Origin of the sequence: Bradyrhizobium sp. B097 (genome assembly GCF_038957035.1) — a bacterium.
GTDB lineage: Bacteria > Pseudomonadota > Alphaproteobacteria > Rhizobiales > Xanthobacteraceae > Bradyrhizobium.
In genome coordinates this window covers 8311534-8328718 of sequence record NZ_CP152412.1, presented here as the reverse complement: position 1 = coordinate 8328718, position 17185 = coordinate 8311534, and the positions used below count along the sequence as shown (strand labels likewise).

Sequence of the window (17185 nt, the reverse complement as noted above, 5' to 3'; positions counted from 1 at the left end):
GCTGTTTTCGAAAGAAATCAGCAAAAAACGCGCCAAAGGCGGCGTTCAAGGCCCTTTTTGCCCTAAAGCCACGGTTCTGAGAAGGCCCCCTTTTCCCCCCGGGGCGCGGCACCGCCAGCGAGCGCGGTCACGGCGCCCTGGTCCGTACCTTGGTGGCGATCAGCAATGCGGCGAGCAACAAGGGAATTGCGCCCGCCACGAACACGGCCGCCGCGCCCATCAAATCGAGCACCAGCCCGCCGCCCGCCGCGCCCATGGTGATGCCGAGGAAGATCGAGGCCACAGTCAATCCGGTGCCGCTTTCGGTCTCATCGGGCACCATGCGGGTGATCCAGGTCGTCGTCGCCACCGGTACGCCGCTGAAGGCAAATCCCCAGAGTGCGACCAGCACCAGCGCCGGAATGACGTCCTTGCCATAGACCGAGAGCAACAGACCGATCACGCTGATTGCCAGCGGCATCGCGATCAGCGTGAGCTTGAGATTGCGCTCGGCCATCAGCCCGCTCGCGAAGGAGCCGACATAGTTGGCGACGCCGAAAGCGAGCAGCGTCGCTGCGACGCCGGGCGCGCCAAGCCCGGTCACGCTTTCAAGGAAGGGACGGATATAGCCGAAATAGCCGAAGTGTCCGGTGAAGACCAACGTAGCCGCGAAGATGCCGGCGCCGATCCCCGGCCGTGTCAGGATGTCGACCAGGGTGCCGAGCCCGGCTTCTCCCCTCGGGGCCAGACGCGGCAAAGCCAGCGCCTGGACGAAGAACACCGCTGCGCCCAATGCCGTCGCGAGCAGGAACACGGTGCGCCAGCTCGCCACCTCACCGAGATAGCTGCCAAGCGGAACGGCAATAATCATCGCGGCGGGAATGCCGCTCATCACGATCGACAACGCCCGTGCAACCAGCGACGGCGGCACCAGCCTGATCGTCGTCGCTGCCGCCATCGCCCAAAAGCCGCCAATGGCGAGGCCAAGCACGATCCGCGCCGCCAAGAGGAACGTGATGCTCGGTGCCAGCGCCACCAGCAGGTTGGAGATGACCAGCAGAATCGAGAAGCTGAGCAGCACCGGTTTTCGATTGAAGCTGCGCGTCAGTCGCGGCGTGAACAACGCCCCGACCAGGCCGGCCAGCGAGGTCGCCGTCACCGCCTGACCGGCGAGGCCCGGGCTCACACCGAGGTCCCTCGCCATCGGCGTCAGCAGGCCGGACGGCAGGAACTCCGCCGTCAGAAGTGCGGTGACACCCAGCATCATGGCGGCGACGGCGCCCCAGGCGGGCTTCTCCGATGCGGCCGGCTTGTCACCAACCCTGAGAGCGACTTCTCCCGGCATCAGCGCAACGGCATCGGCCTGCGCCAAATCGGGGTTCACTTCTTGATCCATTGACCGAAACTTCCATCTTATGCTGCGCTGCCGCAGACATAGGCTGGAGGTTTTGGACAATCTATGCCATAAACACCCAAATGTTTGATCATTCGTCCAGATCGTCTTCCGCCGATACGACCGATGCCGCCGTCGATCTGGTGAGCGAGTTGTTGCTCGGCATGCGGCTTGAGGGCGTTCACTACCGTCGGGTCCAGACGCGGGCGCCGTTCGGTTTTCGCTTCGAGACGCCGTACGGACGCGCGCAATTCCACTTCGTTGCGCATGGCACGGCGCTGCTGCGCTACGCCGATGCCGCGCTGCTTCCCCTCGGGTGCGGTGACGCAATCTTCCTGCCGCGCGGCGGCGCGCACGATCTCGTCTCGGCTCCGGATGAGCCGAGCTGCGACGTCGATCGTTTCGAGACCGAGACGCTCTGCGGCAATGTCGATGTGACGTCGGCCTGCCCTGACGGATGCCCGCAGGACGAGTCGGTCCTGGTCTTCAGCGCCTGCATGAATTTCGATCTCGGCGGCATGCGCCCGCTCATCGCCCTGATGCCGGAGGTGATGCGGGCCGACACGTTGCTGGTGCGCCAGCCGGAAATCGAACCCATGCTGAAGGCGATGGAGCGGGAGACCTGCACGCCGCGAGCCGGTTCCGTCGGCGTGATGGCGCGGCTTGCCGATGTTCTCGCCGCGTCGATCGTGCGCGGCTGGGTCGAATGCGGCGGCGCCAACGCCATGGGTTGGTTCGAGGCCTTGCGCGATCCGCGTCTTGGCCGCGCCATCGGCGCGCTGCATCGCGCTCCCGGCCGCAACTGGACCGTTGCTGAACTGGCGGCGGAGGCGGGTTGCTCGCGTTCGCTGTTCGCCGAGCGCTTCCAGTCAATGACCGGGCAATCGCCGCTGCGCTATCTTGCCGAACTGCGCATGCGCCTCGCGACACAGTGGATCGAGCACGAGCGCCAGCCGATCGATGTGATCGCGCAACGGCTGGGCTATGCGTCGCAGGCGGCCTTCAGCCGCGCGTTCAAGCGTATCACCGGGCAATCGCCGGGGATGGTGCGGCAACCGGCTGGAAGCCGCCACGCGGCGGAATAGGCATCCACACCCCCGTCATGCCCCGCTTCAGGCGGGGCATCCAGTACGCCGCGGCCTCTCGATTCGAGCTCTACTGTTTCTGGAATACTGGATCGCCCGGTCGAGCCGGGCGATGACAGGTGAGCAAGGTCAGATATTCGCCGCGAGGTCGGTCAGTTCGTCAAACAGGATGCCGGTCGTGGCCAGCATCCGCTCGATCGCGTCGGTGGCATCGCTGACCGAGCGGTTCGAGGTGTCGATGGTCAGTTCGTTGCCGGTCGGCGGCTGGTAGTCATTGGTGATGCCGGTAAAGGACGGCAATCCGCCCGAGCGCGCCTTGGCGTAGTGGCCTTTGGGATCGCGGGTCTCGCAGACCTCGGCAGGCGTGGCGACATAGACTTCGCGGAATGCGCTGTCGGCGATACGGCGGGCTGCCGCGCGGTCGGCGGTCGACGGCGACACCGCGGCGACGATTGCGATATGACCGTTGCGCGCCAGATGGGTCGCGACCTCGGCGAGGCGGCGAATGTTTTCGGTGCGATCCTGCGGCGAGAAGCCGAGGTCGCTGTTCAGCCCGGCGCGGAAGGTGTCGCCGTCGAGCAGGATCGGCGAGCCGCCATTGCTGAACAGCCGTCGCTCCAGCGCGCGCGCCAGCGTCGACTTGCCCGAGCCGGGCAGGCCGGTCAGCCAGACCACCGCGCCATTGTGATGATAGCGCGCCGAGCGCTCGTCCGGCCGCAGCGCGGATTCCACCGGCACGATGTCGATCGGCACCGCAGGCCGGCCGGCATCGACCGACAGCACGAGGCCGCCGCCGGCGATGCGCCCGTTGACCTCGATCACGAGGCGGCCGGTGCGCGGATTGTCGGTGTAGGGATCGGTCGCAACCGGCTGCGCCAGCGAGATGTCGATCTCGCCGACATGGTTGCGCGCGATCGCGGTGTTTTCTTCGTTGGACAGCGCACCGGGATCGATCGCCTTTTCGATCGCGACGACGGTGGCGCGGCTTTCCTTGGTGCCGAGCCGGATCAGGATCTGCTCGCCCGTGGTCAGTGGCTTGTCGTGCAGCCAGAAGATCCGCGCGCGGATGCGGCGGGTGTCGCGCGGGCTCTGCCCGCTATGTCCGATGATGTCGCCGCGCTCGAGGAACAGCTCGCGGTCGAGCGTGATGCCGACCGAGCGCCCGGCGCCCTGCGGACCGTGCACCGGCGTCGCCGGCCAGCTCTCGACCGTCTTGATCTTCGCGATCTTGCCCGTCGGCATGATGACGATCTCGTCGCCGGCCTTCAGGCTGCCGGACTCTATGCGGCCCGCCACGATGCGGCGGTCGTCGAACTTGTAGATCGCCTGCACCGGCAGCCGCAGCGGCAGCTTCGCCAGCTGTGGTGCCGGATCGAGCGCATCGAGCGCCTCGACCACGGTCGGTCCCTTGTACCATCCGATCCGCGGCGTGTGTTCGGCAACGCCGTCGCCGTCGCGCGCGGAGATCGGGACCACCGCGGTCGGCGTCACGCCGAGACCGATCAGATGCGCGGAAATCTCGTCGCTGATCTCCTTGAAGCGATCGGCACTGAAATCGACCCGGTCCATCTTGTTGACGACGACCGCGACCTGCTTCACGCCGAGCAGATGCAGGAGATAGCCGTGCCGCCGCGTCTGCGAGCGGACGCCTTCCAGCGCGTCGATGATCAACACCGCGCCGTCGGCCTGCGAGGCGCCGGTGATCATGTTGCGCAAAAACTCTGCATGGCCGGGCGCGTCGATCAGCACGACGTCGCGCGAGCGGGTGCGGAAGCGGATCTGGGTGGTGTCGATGGTGATGCCCTGGTCGCGCTCGGTCTGCAGCGCGTCGAGCAGGAACGACCATTCGAACGGCATGCCGCGCCGCGCGCTGACCGCCTTCAGCATCTCCAGCTTGCCGTCCGGCAGGCTGCCGGTCTCATGCAGCAGGCGGCCCACCAGGGTGGACTTGCCGTGGTCGACATGGCCGACGATGACGATGCGCACCTGGGGACGCGTGGTGCCGTTGGGGGTCGCCGAGATCGAGGCGGTGGGAAGGATCATGTTCATCAGAGCACTCACGCCAAACTGGGATCAGAGATAGCCGGCGACACGCAGTCGCTCGAACGCATCCTCGGTTTCGTGATCGAGTGCGCGGCCGGCGCGCTCCGGGATCTTGGTGTTCTCGAGCTCATCCAGGATCTCTTCGATGCTGGATGCGGTCGAAGCCACCGGGTTGGTGATGTCCTGATCCCCGAGCGAGCGATAGCGCTTGCCGTCCTTGGCGAGATAGAGCGGGATGATCGGAATGCCCTCACGCTTGGTGTAGGCCCAGATGTCGGCTTCGGTCCAATGCAGGATCGGGTGGATGCGCAAGTGAGCGCCCTGCGGCGGCGAGGCGTTGAAGTGATCCCAGAATTCGGGCGGCTGGTCGCGGACGTCCCATTCGCCTTCGAGGCCGCGCGGCGAGAACACGCGCTCCTTGGCGCGCGTTGCCTCTTCGTCGCGGCGGATGCCGGCGATCAATCCGTCAAAGCCGAATTTATTGAGCGCGAGCTTCAGGCCCTCGGTCTTGCGTGCGGCGGAGCGCGCGGCCGGCGGCAGGGTCGGGTCGACGCTGTCGATCGGCGGGCAGGGCTCGACGCGCAGATCGAGATCCCATTCCTTGCCGAAGCGGTCGCGGAACGCATACATCTCCGGAAACTTTTTGCCGGTGTCGACATGCAGCGCCGGGAACGGGACCCGGCCGAAGAACGCCTTGCGCGCCAGCCAGATCATCACGTTGGAGTCTTTGCCGAGCGACCACAGCAGCGCGAGCTTTTTCAGCCGGGCGAACGCCTCGCGCAAAATATAGATGCTCTGGGCTTCCAGCTCATCGAGATGATCCATGGACGGGGGGGCCTGATTGGCAGGAATCCCCGGCACGGAAGATGCACTGCGAAGGGCTGCGGACCGCGTTCCGGCAGCGGCGGATTCGTTGTCGAGAAGATGCATCTCTTGGCCTTGGCCTATGGAGTTGAAAATTCTAAAGTTGCGCTGCAATAGAGAAGAAATAATTTTCTCTTTGCTGGGCTTGATCGAGAGATAAATAGAAAATAATTTCAGTCAACCCCCAAATTGGGGAAGCGAGTGTCTGATGCGATATCTGCCGGTGTTTCTGGATCTGCAAAGCGGCAAGGTGCTGCTCGTTGGAGCGGGCGAGCTCGTGCGCGCCAAGTTGCGGCTGCTCGCGGCTGCCGGCGCGGCGGTTCGCTGGTACGCGACCGACGGCGATCATGAGTTCGCGGGCATCGCGGCGGAGGACGCCGCGCGCATCGAGCGCGCCGAGGGCGATCCGCTCGCAGCCGATCTCTCCGATGTCATCGCCGTGCTCTGCGCCGGTGCAGGCGAGGTCGGTGCCGCGATGTCGGTGCGCGCCAAGGCGATTGGCCTGCCGGTCAATGTGATGGACGACCTCGTGCATTCCACCTTCATCATGCCTGCGATCGTCGATCGCGGCGATGTGGTGGTCGCGGTCGGAACCGGCGGCACGTCGCCGGTCGTGGCGCGTCGCATCCGCGAGAAGATCGAGGCGGTGCTGCCGGCTCGGATCGGCGACCTCGCCGGATTTATCGGCCGCTTCCGCAAATCGATGCATGCGCGGATTGAAGAGTTCCCGCTGCGCCGCCGCTTCTGGGAGCGCATCGTCGACGGCCCGATCGGCGCGCTCGTGCTGGCCGACCGCACCGACGAAGCCGAGCAGGCGCTGAACGCGATCGGCGATCCCGCCGCATTCGCCGGCGCCAATACGGAAGGCAAGGCTGTCGGCCATGTGACACTGGTCGGCGCCGGTCCGGGCGATCCGGATCTGCTCACCGTGAAGGCGCTGCGCGCGCTGCAGGACGCTGACGTCGTGTTCTATGACGAATTGGTGTCACCAGAAATTCTCGACCGCATCCGGCGCGATGCCACGCGGATTCCGGTCGGCCGCCGCATCGGCAAGCCCGGCATCGGCCAGGACGCCATCAACCGCCTGATGATCGAGGCCGCGCAGTCAGGCCAGCGTGCGGTGCGGCTGAAGGGCGGCGATCCCTTTGTGTTCGGCCGCGGCGGCGAGGAGATCGAGGCGCTGCGCGACGCCGGCGTCGCCTACTCCATTGTTCCCGGCATCTCCGCCGGTCTTGGTGCGGCCGCGCAATTCGAGGTGCCGCTGACCTTCCGGCACGAGGCGCTGCGCATCACCTTCCTCACCGCGCACAAGGCGCGCGATGCCGAAGTCGTCGACTGGTCGGTGCTGACCGACACCAAGATGACCGTTGTCGTCTACATGGGCATGACCGCCGCACCCGCGATCCGTGAAGGCCTGCTCGCTGCGGGCCGCTCGCCGGAGACGCCGGTCGGTGTGTTCGCGCGCGTGACGCGACCCGATGCCAAGGCCGCGGTCGGCACGCTGGCGCGGCTGCCCGAGCTGGTCAAACAGGTCGATGGCGGTCCCGCCGTCCTCATCATCGGCGACGTGGTCGCGCATTCCGCGCCGTGGAGCCGATCCAACGTCACCCAACTGTTCTCCAACCAGATGTTCTGCGAACTGCTGAAAGCTGCCGAATGACCTCTCCGCTCGAACAGAAGAAAATCAAGATCACTGGCCCCTCGGTGGTGACCGCCAACCGCACCTGGGATGGCGCCGTCGTGTACCGAACCGCCAAACAGGGCTGGTCCACCGAACTTTCCGATTCCGCCGTCGTCAGCACCTCTGACGATGCCCGCGCGCTGCTGGCCGAAGCCACCGCCGACGACGTCGGTGCGGTCGGCCCCTATATCGCGCCGGTCGAGCTCAAGGACGGCGGCAAGGTCAAGCCGGGCAATCTCCGCGAACACATCCGCGCCAAGGGCGTCACCATCGATCTCCAGGTCCCCGCGTAAGACGCGCCGGCGTAAGGCTCATCGAACATGTATGCTTATGACGAACTCGACCGCACGCTGATCAACGAGCGTGTTTCGGAATTCCGCGATCAGGTGAAGCGCCGCCTCTCCGGCGAGCTCACCGAGGACGAATTCAAGATCCTGCGCCTGCAGAACGGCGTGTACCTGCAGCTGCACGCCTACATGTTCCGCGTCGCGATCCCCTACGGCACGCTGTCGTCGAAGCAGCTGCGGCGGCTCGCCCATGTCGCGCGCCGCTACGACCGCGGCTATGGCCACTTCACCACGCGGCAGAACATCCAGTTCAATTGGATCAAGCTCGCCGAGCTGCCGGACGCGCTGGCCGATCTCGCCGAGGTCGGCATCCATGCGATGCAGACCTCCGGCAACAACATGCGCAACGTCACCTCGGACCAGTGGGCCGGCGTCGCGCCGGGCGAGATCGAGGATCCGCGCATCTGGTCGGAGCTGATCCGCCAGCACACCACGCTGCATCCGGAATTCTCGTTCCTGCCGCGCAAGTTCAAGATCGCGATCACCGCCGCCGAGCACGATCGCGCCGCGATCAAGATCCACGACATCGGCCTGCGCCTGCACAAGAACGCCGACGGCGAGACCGGCTTCGAGGTGCTGGTCGGCGGCGGGCTCGGCCGCACCCCGTTCATCGCCAAGACCATCAAGCCGTTCGTCCCCGGCCGCGATATCCTGAGCTACATCGAAGCGATCCTGCGCGTCTACAACCAGTACGGCCGCCGCGACAACATCTACAAGGCGCGCATCAAGATCCTGGTGCACGAGCTCGGCATCGAGAAGTTCGCCAAGGAAGTCGACGAGGAGTGGAAGGCGATGGGCGATGTCGGGCTGACGCTCGATCACACCGCCATCGAGGAAGTCCGCTCGCGCTTCTCCTATCCGGCTTACGAAAAGCTGCCGCACATGCCGGACGAGCTGAAGCAGGCCGCGCATGACAAGCTGTTCGAGCGCTGGCGCAAGAACTCGGTGTCGGCGCACAAGGTGCAGGGCTATTCGATCGTGACGCTGTCGCTGAAGCCGGTCGGCGGTCCGCCCGGTGACGCCACCGCCGAGCAGATGGACGCGGTCGCCGACCTCGCCGACAAATATTCGTTCGGCGAGATCCGGGTCGGCCACGAGCAGAATCTGGCGCTGCCGCATGTCGCCAAGCGCGACCTGCCGGCGCTGTTCAAGGCGCTCGATCGGCTCGACCTGGCGACGCCGAACGTCAACTTGGTGACCGACATCATCGCCTGCCCGGGGCTGGATTACTGCTCGCTGGCCAATGCGCGCTCGATCCCGATCGCGCAGGAGCTGACGCGGCGTTTCGCCAACCACGACACCGCCGACCTGATCGGCCGGCTGCACATCAACATCTCCGGCTGCATCAATGCCTGCGGCCATCACCATGTCGGCCACATCGGTATTCTCGGCGTTGAGAAGAACGGCGAGGAATTCTACCAGATCACGATCGGCGGCCGCGCCGACGAGAACGCGCAGATGGGCACCCTGATCGGCCCGGCCGTTCCCTATGCGGAAGTCGCCGACGTGATCGAAGACATTGTCGAAGCCTATCTGGCGCTGCGCGACCGTCCCGAGGAATTGTTCGTCGATACGGTAAAGCGTCTGGGCGTCGAGCCTTTCAAGGAGCGCGTCTATGCCACTCGTTAAGCAGGGAAGACTGACCACCGATCTGTTCGTGCATGTCGCCGACGGCGCCGAGCTGCCGGGTGACGGCGCGGTGCTGGTGACGGCCGAGCGCTTTCTCGCCGATCCGCAGGCGCTGCTGCGCCGCCCCGGCAAGCTGGGCGTGATCTGGCCGAACAACCGCAACCTCGACGAACTGGTGCCGCATCTCGATCGCCTGGCCTCGGTCGCGCTGGTGTTCCCGACCTTCCGCGACGGCCGCGCCTACAGCCAGGCCCGCCTGCTGCGCGAACGCTACGGCTATGACGGCGAGCTGCGCGCCACCGGTCAGATCCTGCGCGACCAGTTCGTGTTCATGACGCGCGCCGGCTTCGACGCCTTCGAGGTGAAGAAGGATGCCGACGCCGACGCGTTCGCCCAGACCATGAAGCGCTATTCGGTGTTCTACCAGCCGACCGGTGACGGCCGCGTCACCGCACTCAACCGCCGCATGCAGCTGCGTCACTCGGAGAGCGCCGGCCAGTGAGCACGCTTGCACCAGAGCTCGCAGTAGGATCAGTCGCGTTGCCGACGGCCAATGCGCTCGATCGCGCGCTGCGCAAAGCGTCACCCGCCGAGGTGATCGCGGCCGCATTGCAGACGGTCGGTCGCGAGAGGCTCGCGCTGGTGTCGTCGTTCGGGACCGAGTCCGCCGCGCTGCTCAAGGTGATGGCGGACGTCGATCCGGCGATCCCGGTGGTCTTCCTCGACACCGGCTGGTTGTTCGAGGAGACGCTGGCTTATCGTGATACTCTGATCAAGACGCTTGGCCTCACCGATGTGCGCTCGATCAAGCCCGATGAGCAGGCGCTATCGCGCCTCGATCCGGACCGCGAATTGTGGTTCAGCGATCCCGACGCCTGCTGCCGCATCCGCAAGGTGGAGCCTTTGGCGCGCGCACTGAAGCCGTTCGCCGGCTGGATCAACGGCCGCAAGCGTTTCCAGGGCGGTGCCCGCGTCGACATCCCGGTCGTCGAGGACGATGGCGTCAGGCTGAAATTCAATCCGTTCGCCAATGTCTCGCGCGAGGAGATCGAGGCGATCTACACGCTCGGCAGACTGCCGCCGCATCCACTTGTCGCATCGGGATATCAGTCGGTCGGGTGTATGCCTTGCTCGAGCCGGGCTGCAGCCGGCGAGGATGCACGCGACGGCCGCTGGCGGGGCCGGGCGAAGACGGAATGCGGCATCCATACGATGAAGATGTCGTAGGTACCGCGCCAGGTCGCGATGACGCTTCATCGCGATCCGGCGACGCGACAAAGCCTTCGCGGTGCGGCGAGTTCGTAGCACAAGCGCGCTGCGCCGCTGAAAACAAAGAAAACCGGTTTCGTTGACTTAGGGCCACTTCACCGTGAGTTATGTCTTGCGTGTTCCCTGACATTCTCAGGTTGAATGGAGACAGAAATGATCCGTCGTATGCTGCCGCTGGTCGCGGGATTGTTGTGGGCGAGCTCGGCCTTCGCGGCCGACTATTCGCTGCTCAACGTGTCCTACGATCCGACGCGCGAGCTCTATGTCGATTTCAACAAGGCGTTCGCCGCGGCCTATCAGAAGGAAACCGGCAAGAGCGTCGAGATCAAGCAGTCGCATGGCGGCTCGGGCTCGCAGGCGCGCTCGGTGATCGACGGATTGCAGGCGGATATCGTCACGCTGGCGCTGGCCTATGACATCGATGCGATCGCGGGCAAGGGTCTCCTCGCCACCGACTGGCAGAAGCGGCTGCCGCTCAACGCCTCGCCCTATACCTCGACCATCGTGTTCCTGGTGCGCAAGGGCAATCCCAAGGGGATCAAGGATTGGGACGATTTGATCAAGCCCGGCGTTGCCGTGATCACGCCGAACCCGAAGACCTCGGGCGGCGCCCGCTGGAACTACCTCGCCGCCTGGGGCTATGCGCAGAAGAAGTTCGGCTCGGCCGACAAGGCGAAGAAGTTCGTCGCCGATCTCTATCAGAACGTCCCGGTGCTCGACACCGGTGCACGCGGTTCGACCGTGACCTTCGTCGAGCGCGGTGTCGGCGACGTGCTGCTGGCGTGGGAGAACGAAGCCTTTCTGGCGCTCCGCGAATTCGGTCCGGACAAGTTCGAGATCGTGGCCCCGGCGCAGTCGATTCTGGCCGAGCCGCCGGTCGCCGTCGTCAACGCCGTCGCCGACAAAAAAGGCACCCGCCCCGTCGCCGAAGCCTATCTGAAGTACTGGTACACCAAGGAAGGCCAGGAGATCGCCGCGCGCAACTCCTACCGGCCGCGCGATCCCGAGATCGCCAAGGAGTACGAAAAATCCTTCGCCAAGGTTGAACTTTTCACCATCGACGACGTTTTCGGTGGTTGGACCAAGGCGCAGAAGGAGCACTTCGCCGAGGGCGGCATCTTCGATCAGATCTACAAGAACTGATCGAGATATCAGGGGGATATGTGAGCACAGCGGTTGCAAGGCGCAGTAGCCTGCCGGGGTTCGGTCTCACCATGGGACTGACCCTGACATGGCTCTCCGTTATCATCCTGATTCCGCTGGCCGCGCTGTTCCTCAAGACGTTCGAGCTCAGCCTCGATCAGGTCTGGGCCATCGTCACCAGCCGCCGTACCCTGAACGCCCTGAAGATTTCGTTCGGGCTTTCGTTTGCGGCCGCCTGCGTCAATCTGGTGATGGGCACCATCATCGTCTGGGCGCTGGTGCGCTACCGCTTTCCGGGCCGGCGGCTGTTCGACGCCATCGTCGATATTCCGTTTGCCCTGCCGACCGCGGTCGCAGGCGTCGCGCTGACGCAGCTGTTCGCCCAAAAGGGCTGGCTCGGCGCGCCGCTCGCCGAGCTCGGCATCAAGGTCGCGTTCACGCCGATCGGCATCTTCATCGCGATGATCTTCATCGGCATTCCCTTCGTGGTTCGCACGGTGCAGCCGGTGCTGATCGATCTCGATCCCGAGATCGAGGAGGCGGCCGCGAGCTTAGGCGCCAATCGCTGGCATACGGTGTTTCGCGTCATCCTGCCGAGCCTGATCCCGGCGCTGCTCACCGGCTTTGCGCTGGCCTTCGCCCGCGCCATCGGTGAATACGGCTCGGTGATCTTCATCGCCGGCAATCTGCCCAATGTCTCCGAGATCGCGCCGCTCCTGATCGTGATCCGGCTGTCCGAATTCCGCTACGCCGACGCCACCGCGATCGCGGTCGTGATGCTGGTGGCTTCGTTCCTGATCATCTTCCTGATCAACCGGCTGCAGCGCTGGGCGCAAGCCCGCATTCCCGTGCATTGAGGTTCGAGATGTCGATGCAGACGGGATTGGCGACCTCGACCACGCAACTGCGGACCTACGCGCCCGCGACCGATGTCAGCGTTGCGGCCCCGGCGCCGCGGCTCGAGATCGCGCGCGCCGAGCCGGTCGCGGCGCGGCGCAACCCGCGCACCGAGCCGGGTCCGATCCGCCTCATCATCATTGCGCTCGCGATCGCCTTCCTCAGCATCTTCGTCGTACTGCCGCTGGTCGTCGTGTTCGCGTCGGCTTTCTCGAAAGGCATCGTCGCCTATTTCGCGGCGCTGGCCGAGCCCGAGGCGCTCGCTGCCATCCAGCTGACGCTGCTGATCGCGGCGATCTCGGTCACGCTCAACCTCGTGTTCGGCGTGGTCGCGGCCTGGGCGATCTCGAAATTCGAATTCACCGGCAAGACCTTCCTGATCACGCTGATCGACCTGCCGTTCTCTGTCTCGCCCGTGATCTCGGGTCTGGTCTTCGTGCTGCTGTTCGGCGCGCAGGGCTATTTCGGAACATGGCTGCAGGCGCACAACGTCCACATCCTGTTCGCGGTGCCCGGCATCGCACTGGCGACGATCTTCGTCACCTTCCCCTTCGTGGCGCGCGCGCTGATCCCGCTGATGCAGGAGCAGGGCACCCAGGAAGAGGAGGCAGCGATCTCGCTCGGCGCCTCCGGCCTGCAGACCTTCTTCCGCGTCACGCTGCCCAACATCAAATGGGGCCTGCTCTACGGCGTCCTGCTCTGCAACGCGCGGGCGATGGGCGAGTTCGGCGCGGTGTCCGTCGTCTCCGGCCACATCCGCGGCGAGACCAACACGATGCCGCTGCTGGTCGAGATTCTCTACAACGAATATCAGTTCGTCGCGTCGTTCGCGATCGCGTCGTTGCTGGCGATGCTGGCGCTGATCACGCTGGTGGCGAAAACCGTTCTCGAGCGGCGGCTCGACGAGGCTGAGGTGCCCGATGGCGATTGAAGTCAAGAATATCGTAAAGAAGTTCGGCAGCTTTGCCGCGCTCGACAATGTCGATCTCAAGGTCGCCGATGGCGAGCTGCTGGCGTTGCTCGGCCCGTCCGGCTCCGGCAAGACCACGCTGCTGCGGATCATCGCAGGGCTCGATTGGCCTGACTCGGGCGAGGTTGCGATCGACGGCGAGAACGCGCTCTCGCGCGGCGCCAGCGAGCGTCAGGTCGGCTTCGTGTTCCAGCACTACGCGCTGTTCCGCCACATGACGGTGTTCGAGAACGTCGCGTTCGGCCTGCGCGTGCAGCCGCGCGCGATCCGCAAGGACGAGGCGACGATCCGCGCCCGCGTCAAGAACCTGCTCGATCTGGTGCAGCTCGATTGGCTTGCCAACCGCTATCCGAGCCAGTTGTCCGGCGGACAGCGTCAGCGCATCGCGCTGGCGCGCGCGCTTGCGATCGAGCCGCGGATCCTGCTGCTCGACGAGCCGTTCGGCGCGCTCGATGCCAAGGTGCGCAAGGAGCTCCGGCAATGGCTACGCTCGCTGCACAACGAAATCCACGTCACCTCGATCTTCGTCACCCACGACCAGGAGGAGGCGCTCGAAGTCGCCAACCGCGTGGTGGTGATGGACAAGGGCAAGATCGAGCAGATCGGCTCGCCCGGCGAGGTCTATGACAACCCGGCGACCGCCTTCGTGCACGGCTTCATCGGCGAGTCCATCGTGCTGCCGGTCGATGTGGCTGGCGATGCCGTCCGGCTCGATGGCCGCCCCCTGAACATTCCCGCTTTGGGTGCCGCGTCCGGCGCGGCCAAGCTGTTCGTCCGCCGCCATGACATGGCGGTCGGCCCGGCGGGAACCGGGGCGCTGGAGGGCGCCATCCGGCATGTCCGCTCGTTCGGTCCGATCCAGCGCGCCGAGGTGGCCCTGTCGGGGAGCGAGGGCAAGACCGTGATCGAGATCGACGCCCCCCGCGACCGCGAGCTGCAGGCCGGCGAAATCGTCTCGCTGCAGCCCCGCCGCTACCGGATCTTTGCCGCCCAGGAGTAGCGCCGTAGCCCCCACGTAAATTGCCCGTAGCCCGGATGAGCGGAGCGACATCCGGGACCTCGTTCAGTGGATCGACCGGTCCCCGGGTATCGCTTCGCTCACCCGGGCTACGGGGCTTGCGCGCGACCCGGGAGATCGGTGGCTATTGATGGCCAAAAGTTAGCCCCTGTTCACCATTCAGCCACGGTTGGTATGCAACAACGGCGGGCCAACCTTGGGGGTTTTCAGTAGTGAAACGGACGACGGTCGCCCTGTTCGGGCTTCTGGTGCTTGCCGGCTGCGGCACAGACACCAAAATCCCGGAAGAACCGGCCATGTATCTCAACATGGCGCAGCCCGGTGCCGTGCTGGACAGCCAGGCGGCCGCGATCATGTTTTCGCAGTATCGCCAGAACAATGGTCTCGGCACCGTGGTGGTCGATCCCGACCTGACCAGGCTCGCCGAGCAGCAGTCGCAGGCGATGGCCGCCCGCAACAAGATGGACCATGACGTGAAGGCCCCGCTCGGCAAGCGGCTGGAGGCCGGCGGCTATCCGGCGACGGTGGCGGTCGAGAACATCTCGGCCGGCTATCACACGCTCGCGGAGGCTTTTTCGGGCTGGCGCGATTCACCGCCGCACAAGGCCAACATGCTCAAAAGCGGTGTCACAAAAATGGGCATCGCAGCCGTTTATGCTCCGAATACCAAATACAAGGTGTTCTGGACGCTCATTTTGGCGGCAACCTGATCTCGATAAATTCCGCGTGAACTCCCCGCCGTATCTCGTTGATTGACGCGGCTGCGAACAGTCGCCACGGTGCGCCCTCAAAGTCATTTCGAACCGAACGGTTACGAATGGATACTTCGGATTCCGCGCCCGGCTCGACGCCGGCGCAAGGGCAGCGTGTGCTGGTTCTTCAGGGCGGCGGTGCGCTCGGCTCCTATCAGGCCGGCGCCTTTCAGGCGCTCTGTCATGCTGGCTTCGAGCCGGAATGGATCGCCGGCATCTCGATCGGCGCCATCAATGCCGCGATCATCGCCGGCAACGAGCCGGACAAGCGTGTGCCGCGGCTCAAGGAATTCTGGGAGATGGTGTCGGCGCCGGTGCCGTGGAATCCGGTCTCCAAGCATGAGCGCGCCCGTTCGCTGTTCAACGAGACCAGCGCCGCCATCATCGCGACCTTCGGCGTGCCCGGTTTCTTCACGCCGCGGATTCCGCCGGCGCCGCTGTGGCCGCCCGGCAGCTCGCAATCGCTGAGCTATTACGACACCGCGCCGCTGAAGAAGACGCTGGAGCGGCTGGTCGACTTCGATCGCATCAACGATCTGAAAACGCGGCTGTCGGTCGGCGCGGTTGGCGTCACCTCGGGCAATTTCCGCTATTTCGACAATTATGAGTTCAAGAAGCTCGGCAAGAAGATCGGCCCCGAGCACATCATGGCCTCGGGCGCTCTGCCGCCGGGCTTTCCGGCCGTCGTGATCGAAGGCGAGCATTACTGGGACGGCGGCATCGCCTCCAACACGCCGCTCGACTTCGTGCTCGATGAGGAGACCAGCCGCGATCTCCTGATCTTCCAGGTCGACCTGTTCAGCGCGCGCGGGCCGTTGCCGGAGACGCTGCTGGAGGCCGCCGAGCGCGAAAAGGACATCCGCTTTTCCAGCCGAACGCGGATGAACACCGACAAGAACAGGCAGATCCACAACGCCCGCATGGCGGTGCGCGACCTGATCGGCAAGCTGCCCGATTATTTGAAGAACGATCCGTCGGTCGAACTGTTGCGCAAGGCGTCCAAGGAGAACACCGTCACGGTGGTTCACCTGATCTACAAGAGCAAGAATTACGAGTCTTCGTCGAAGGACTACGACTTCTCCCATGTCGCGATGGTCGAGCACTGGGGCGCCGGCGTGCGCGACGTGCATTTGTCGATGCGTCACAAAGAATGGCTAGAACGGCCGCAGTCCGGCGAAACCATGGTGACTTACGACCTCACGGGGGACGAACCCACGCCCCCTGAAACGAAGGCCCCCGCAAGCAAATAGGAGCGAAGAACAATGGGTACGTTGACAGGCAAGACCGCCGTTGTGACCGGCTCGACCAGCGGCATTGGATTGGCTTATGCGCGCGCCTTCGCCGGCGCCGGCGCCAATGTCGTCATCAACGGCATGGGCGTTCCGGCCGACATCGAGAAGGAGCGTTCCGGCATCGAGACCGACTTCAAGGTCAAGGCGGCCTATTCGCCGGCCGACATGACCAAGCCGGCCGAGATCGCCGACATGATCGCGCTCGGTGAGAAGACCTTCGGTTCGGTCGATATCCTGGTCAACAATGCCGGCATCCAGTTCGTGTCGCCGATCGAGGAATTCCCGCCGGAGAAGTGGGAAGCCATCATCGCGATCAATCTGTCGTCGGCGTTCTACGGCATCCGCGCCGCGGTACCCGGCATGAAGAAGCGCGGCTGGGGCCGCATCATCAACACCGCCTCGGCGCACTCGCTGGTCGCTTCACCGTTCAAGTCGGCCTATGTCTCGGCCAAGCACGGCATCGCCGGCCTCACCAAGACCGCGGCGCTCGAGCTCGCGCAGTTCAAGATCACCTGCAACTGCATCAGCCCGGGCTATGTCTGGACGCCGCTGGTCGAGCACCAGATTCCGGAGACCATGAAGGCGCGCAACATGACCAAGGAGCAGGTCATCAAGGACGTGCTGCTCGCCGCCCAGCCGACCAAGGAATTCGTCACCTCGGAGCAGGTCGCGGCACTCGCGCTGTTTCTGTGCGGCGACGATGCCGCGCAGATCACCGGCGCCAACCTCTCGATCGACGGCGGCTGGACTGCGGAGTAGTATTCTGGCGGGACTTTCGCCCAAGAATGAGCCGGCCCTGATCCGATCGGGGCCGGCTTTTGCT

General features: G+C 65.0%; 16 protein-coding genes. 13 read left to right on the top strand and 3 right to left on the bottom strand.

Annotated features, from left to right (window positions below):
- Positions 1-127: 127 nt before the first annotated feature.
- Positions 128-1363, bottom strand: a complete 1236-nt coding sequence (locus AAFG07_RS38295; RefSeq protein ID WP_342724771.1) for an MFS transporter — start codon at positions 1361-1363, stop codon at positions 128-130.
- 11 nt (positions 1364-1374) lie between these two features.
- Between AAFG07_RS38295 and AAFG07_RS38290 the strand changes: the two genes are divergently transcribed.
- Positions 1375-2457, top strand: a complete 1083-nt coding sequence (locus AAFG07_RS38290; protein WP_342724770.1) for an AraC family transcriptional regulator — start codon at positions 1375-1377, stop codon at positions 2455-2457.
- Positions 2458-2586: 129 nt separating this feature from the next.
- Here AAFG07_RS38290 and cysC read toward each other — a convergent pair whose 3' ends face one another.
- Positions 2587-4506, bottom strand: a complete 1920-nt coding sequence (cysC, locus tag AAFG07_RS38285; RefSeq protein ID WP_342724769.1) for an adenylyl-sulfate kinase — start codon at positions 4504-4506, stop codon at positions 2587-2589.
- 24 nt (positions 4507-4530) lie between these two features.
- On the bottom strand, positions 4531-5325 hold the full coding sequence (gene cysD / locus AAFG07_RS38280; protein WP_342724768.1) for a sulfate adenylyltransferase subunit CysD: 795 nt from the start codon (positions 5323-5325) through the stop codon (positions 4531-4533).
- Positions 5326-5572: 247 nt separating this feature from the next.
- On the opposite strand from cysD, the gene cysG reads away from it, so the two are divergent.
- The 12 genes from cysG (at position 5573) to AAFG07_RS38220 (ending at position 17121) form a co-directional block, all read left to right on the top strand.
- The gene (gene cysG / locus AAFG07_RS38275) at positions 5573-7024 is read left to right on the top strand and encodes a siroheme synthase CysG (RefSeq protein WP_342724767.1); all 1452 of its coding nucleotides are present in this window, start codon (positions 5573-5575) and stop codon (positions 7022-7024) included.
- A complete protein-coding gene (locus AAFG07_RS38270) occupies positions 7021-7338 on the top strand; it encodes a DUF2849 domain-containing protein (RefSeq protein WP_342724766.1) in 318 nt (105 codons plus the stop codon). The genes cysG and AAFG07_RS38270 overlap by 4 nt, the downstream gene beginning before the upstream one ends.
- A gap of 27 nt (positions 7339-7365) precedes the next feature.
- Positions 7366-9021, top strand: a complete 1656-nt coding sequence (locus AAFG07_RS38265) for a nitrite/sulfite reductase (RefSeq protein ID WP_342724765.1) — start codon at positions 7366-7368, stop codon at positions 9019-9021.
- On the top strand, positions 9008-9523 hold the full coding sequence (locus AAFG07_RS38260) for a DUF934 domain-containing protein (RefSeq protein ID WP_342724764.1): 516 nt from the start codon (positions 9008-9010) through the stop codon (positions 9521-9523). The genes AAFG07_RS38265 and AAFG07_RS38260 overlap by 14 nt, the downstream gene beginning before the upstream one ends.
- Entirely contained in the window at positions 9520-10248 is a 729-nt protein-coding gene (locus AAFG07_RS38255) for a phosphoadenylyl-sulfate reductase (RefSeq protein ID WP_342724763.1), read from the top strand. Before AAFG07_RS38260 ends, AAFG07_RS38255 begins: the two co-directional genes overlap by 4 nt.
- 195 nt (positions 10249-10443) lie before the next feature.
- On the top strand, positions 10444-11433 hold the full coding sequence (locus AAFG07_RS38250) for a sulfate ABC transporter substrate-binding protein (RefSeq protein ID WP_342724762.1): 990 nt from the start codon (positions 10444-10446) through the stop codon (positions 11431-11433).
- 71 nt (positions 11434-11504) lie between these two features.
- A complete protein-coding gene (gene cysT, locus AAFG07_RS38245) occupies positions 11505-12290 on the top strand; it encodes a sulfate ABC transporter permease subunit CysT (protein ID WP_342729366.1) in 786 nt (261 codons plus the stop codon).
- 14 nt (positions 12291-12304) lie between these two features.
- On the top strand, positions 12305-13261 hold the full coding sequence (gene cysW, locus AAFG07_RS38240; protein ID WP_342724761.1) for a sulfate ABC transporter permease subunit CysW: 957 nt from the start codon (positions 12305-12307) through the stop codon (positions 13259-13261).
- Positions 13251-14300: a sulfate ABC transporter ATP-binding protein gene (locus AAFG07_RS38235; protein ID WP_342724760.1), complete on the top strand. Its 1050-nt coding sequence runs from the start codon at positions 13251-13253 to the stop codon at positions 14298-14300. The genes cysW and AAFG07_RS38235 overlap by 11 nt, the downstream gene beginning before the upstream one ends.
- Before the next feature lie 230 nt (positions 14301-14530).
- On the top strand, positions 14531-15028 hold the full coding sequence (locus AAFG07_RS38230) for a CAP domain-containing protein (protein ID WP_076860877.1): 498 nt from the start codon (positions 14531-14533) through the stop codon (positions 15026-15028).
- A gap of 107 nt (positions 15029-15135) precedes the next feature.
- Entirely contained in the window at positions 15136-16320 is a 1185-nt protein-coding gene (locus AAFG07_RS38225; protein ID WP_342724758.1) for a DUF3734 domain-containing protein, read from the top strand.
- 12 nt (positions 16321-16332) lie between these two features.
- On the top strand, positions 16333-17121 hold the full coding sequence (locus AAFG07_RS38220; protein ID WP_106321122.1) for a 3-hydroxybutyrate dehydrogenase: 789 nt from the start codon (positions 16333-16335) through the stop codon (positions 17119-17121).
- The last annotated feature ends 64 nt before the right edge of the window (positions 17122-17185 follow it).

Bases quoted from the DNA above. Each gene is read 5' to 3' on its own strand.
- AAFG07_RS38265 (WP_342724765.1), top strand. From the start codon at position 7,366: ATGTATGCTTATGACGAACTCGACCGCACGCTGATCAACGAGCGTGTT.
- AAFG07_RS38250 (WP_342724762.1), top strand. From the start codon at position 10,444: ATGATCCGTCGTATGCTGCCGCTGGTCGCGGGATTGTTGTGGGCGAGC.
- AAFG07_RS38260 (WP_342724764.1), top strand. From the start codon at position 9,008: ATGCCACTCGTTAAGCAGGGAAGACTGACCACCGATCTGTTCGTGCAT.
- cysD (WP_342724768.1), bottom strand. From the start codon at position 5,325: ATGGATCATCTCGATGAGCTGGAAGCCCAGAGCATCTATATTTTGCGC.
- AAFG07_RS38225 (WP_342724758.1), top strand. From the start codon at position 15,136: ATGGATACTTCGGATTCCGCGCCCGGCTCGACGCCGGCGCAAGGGCAG.
- cysG (WP_342724767.1), top strand. From the start codon at position 5,573: ATGCGATATCTGCCGGTGTTTCTGGATCTGCAAAGCGGCAAGGTGCTG.
- AAFG07_RS38220 (WP_106321122.1), top strand. From the start codon at position 16,333: ATGGGTACGTTGACAGGCAAGACCGCCGTTGTGACCGGCTCGACCAGC.
- cysW (WP_342724761.1), top strand. From the start codon at position 12,305: ATGCAGACGGGATTGGCGACCTCGACCACGCAACTGCGGACCTACGCG.
- AAFG07_RS38270 (WP_342724766.1), top strand. From the start codon at position 7,021: ATGACCTCTCCGCTCGAACAGAAGAAAATCAAGATCACTGGCCCCTCG.
- cysC (WP_342724769.1), bottom strand. From the start codon at position 4,506: ATGAACATGATCCTTCCCACCGCCTCGATCTCGGCGACCCCCAACGGC.
- cysT (WP_342729366.1), top strand. From the start codon at position 11,505: ATGGGACTGACCCTGACATGGCTCTCCGTTATCATCCTGATTCCGCTG.
- AAFG07_RS38235 (WP_342724760.1), top strand. From the start codon at position 13,251: ATGGCGATTGAAGTCAAGAATATCGTAAAGAAGTTCGGCAGCTTTGCC.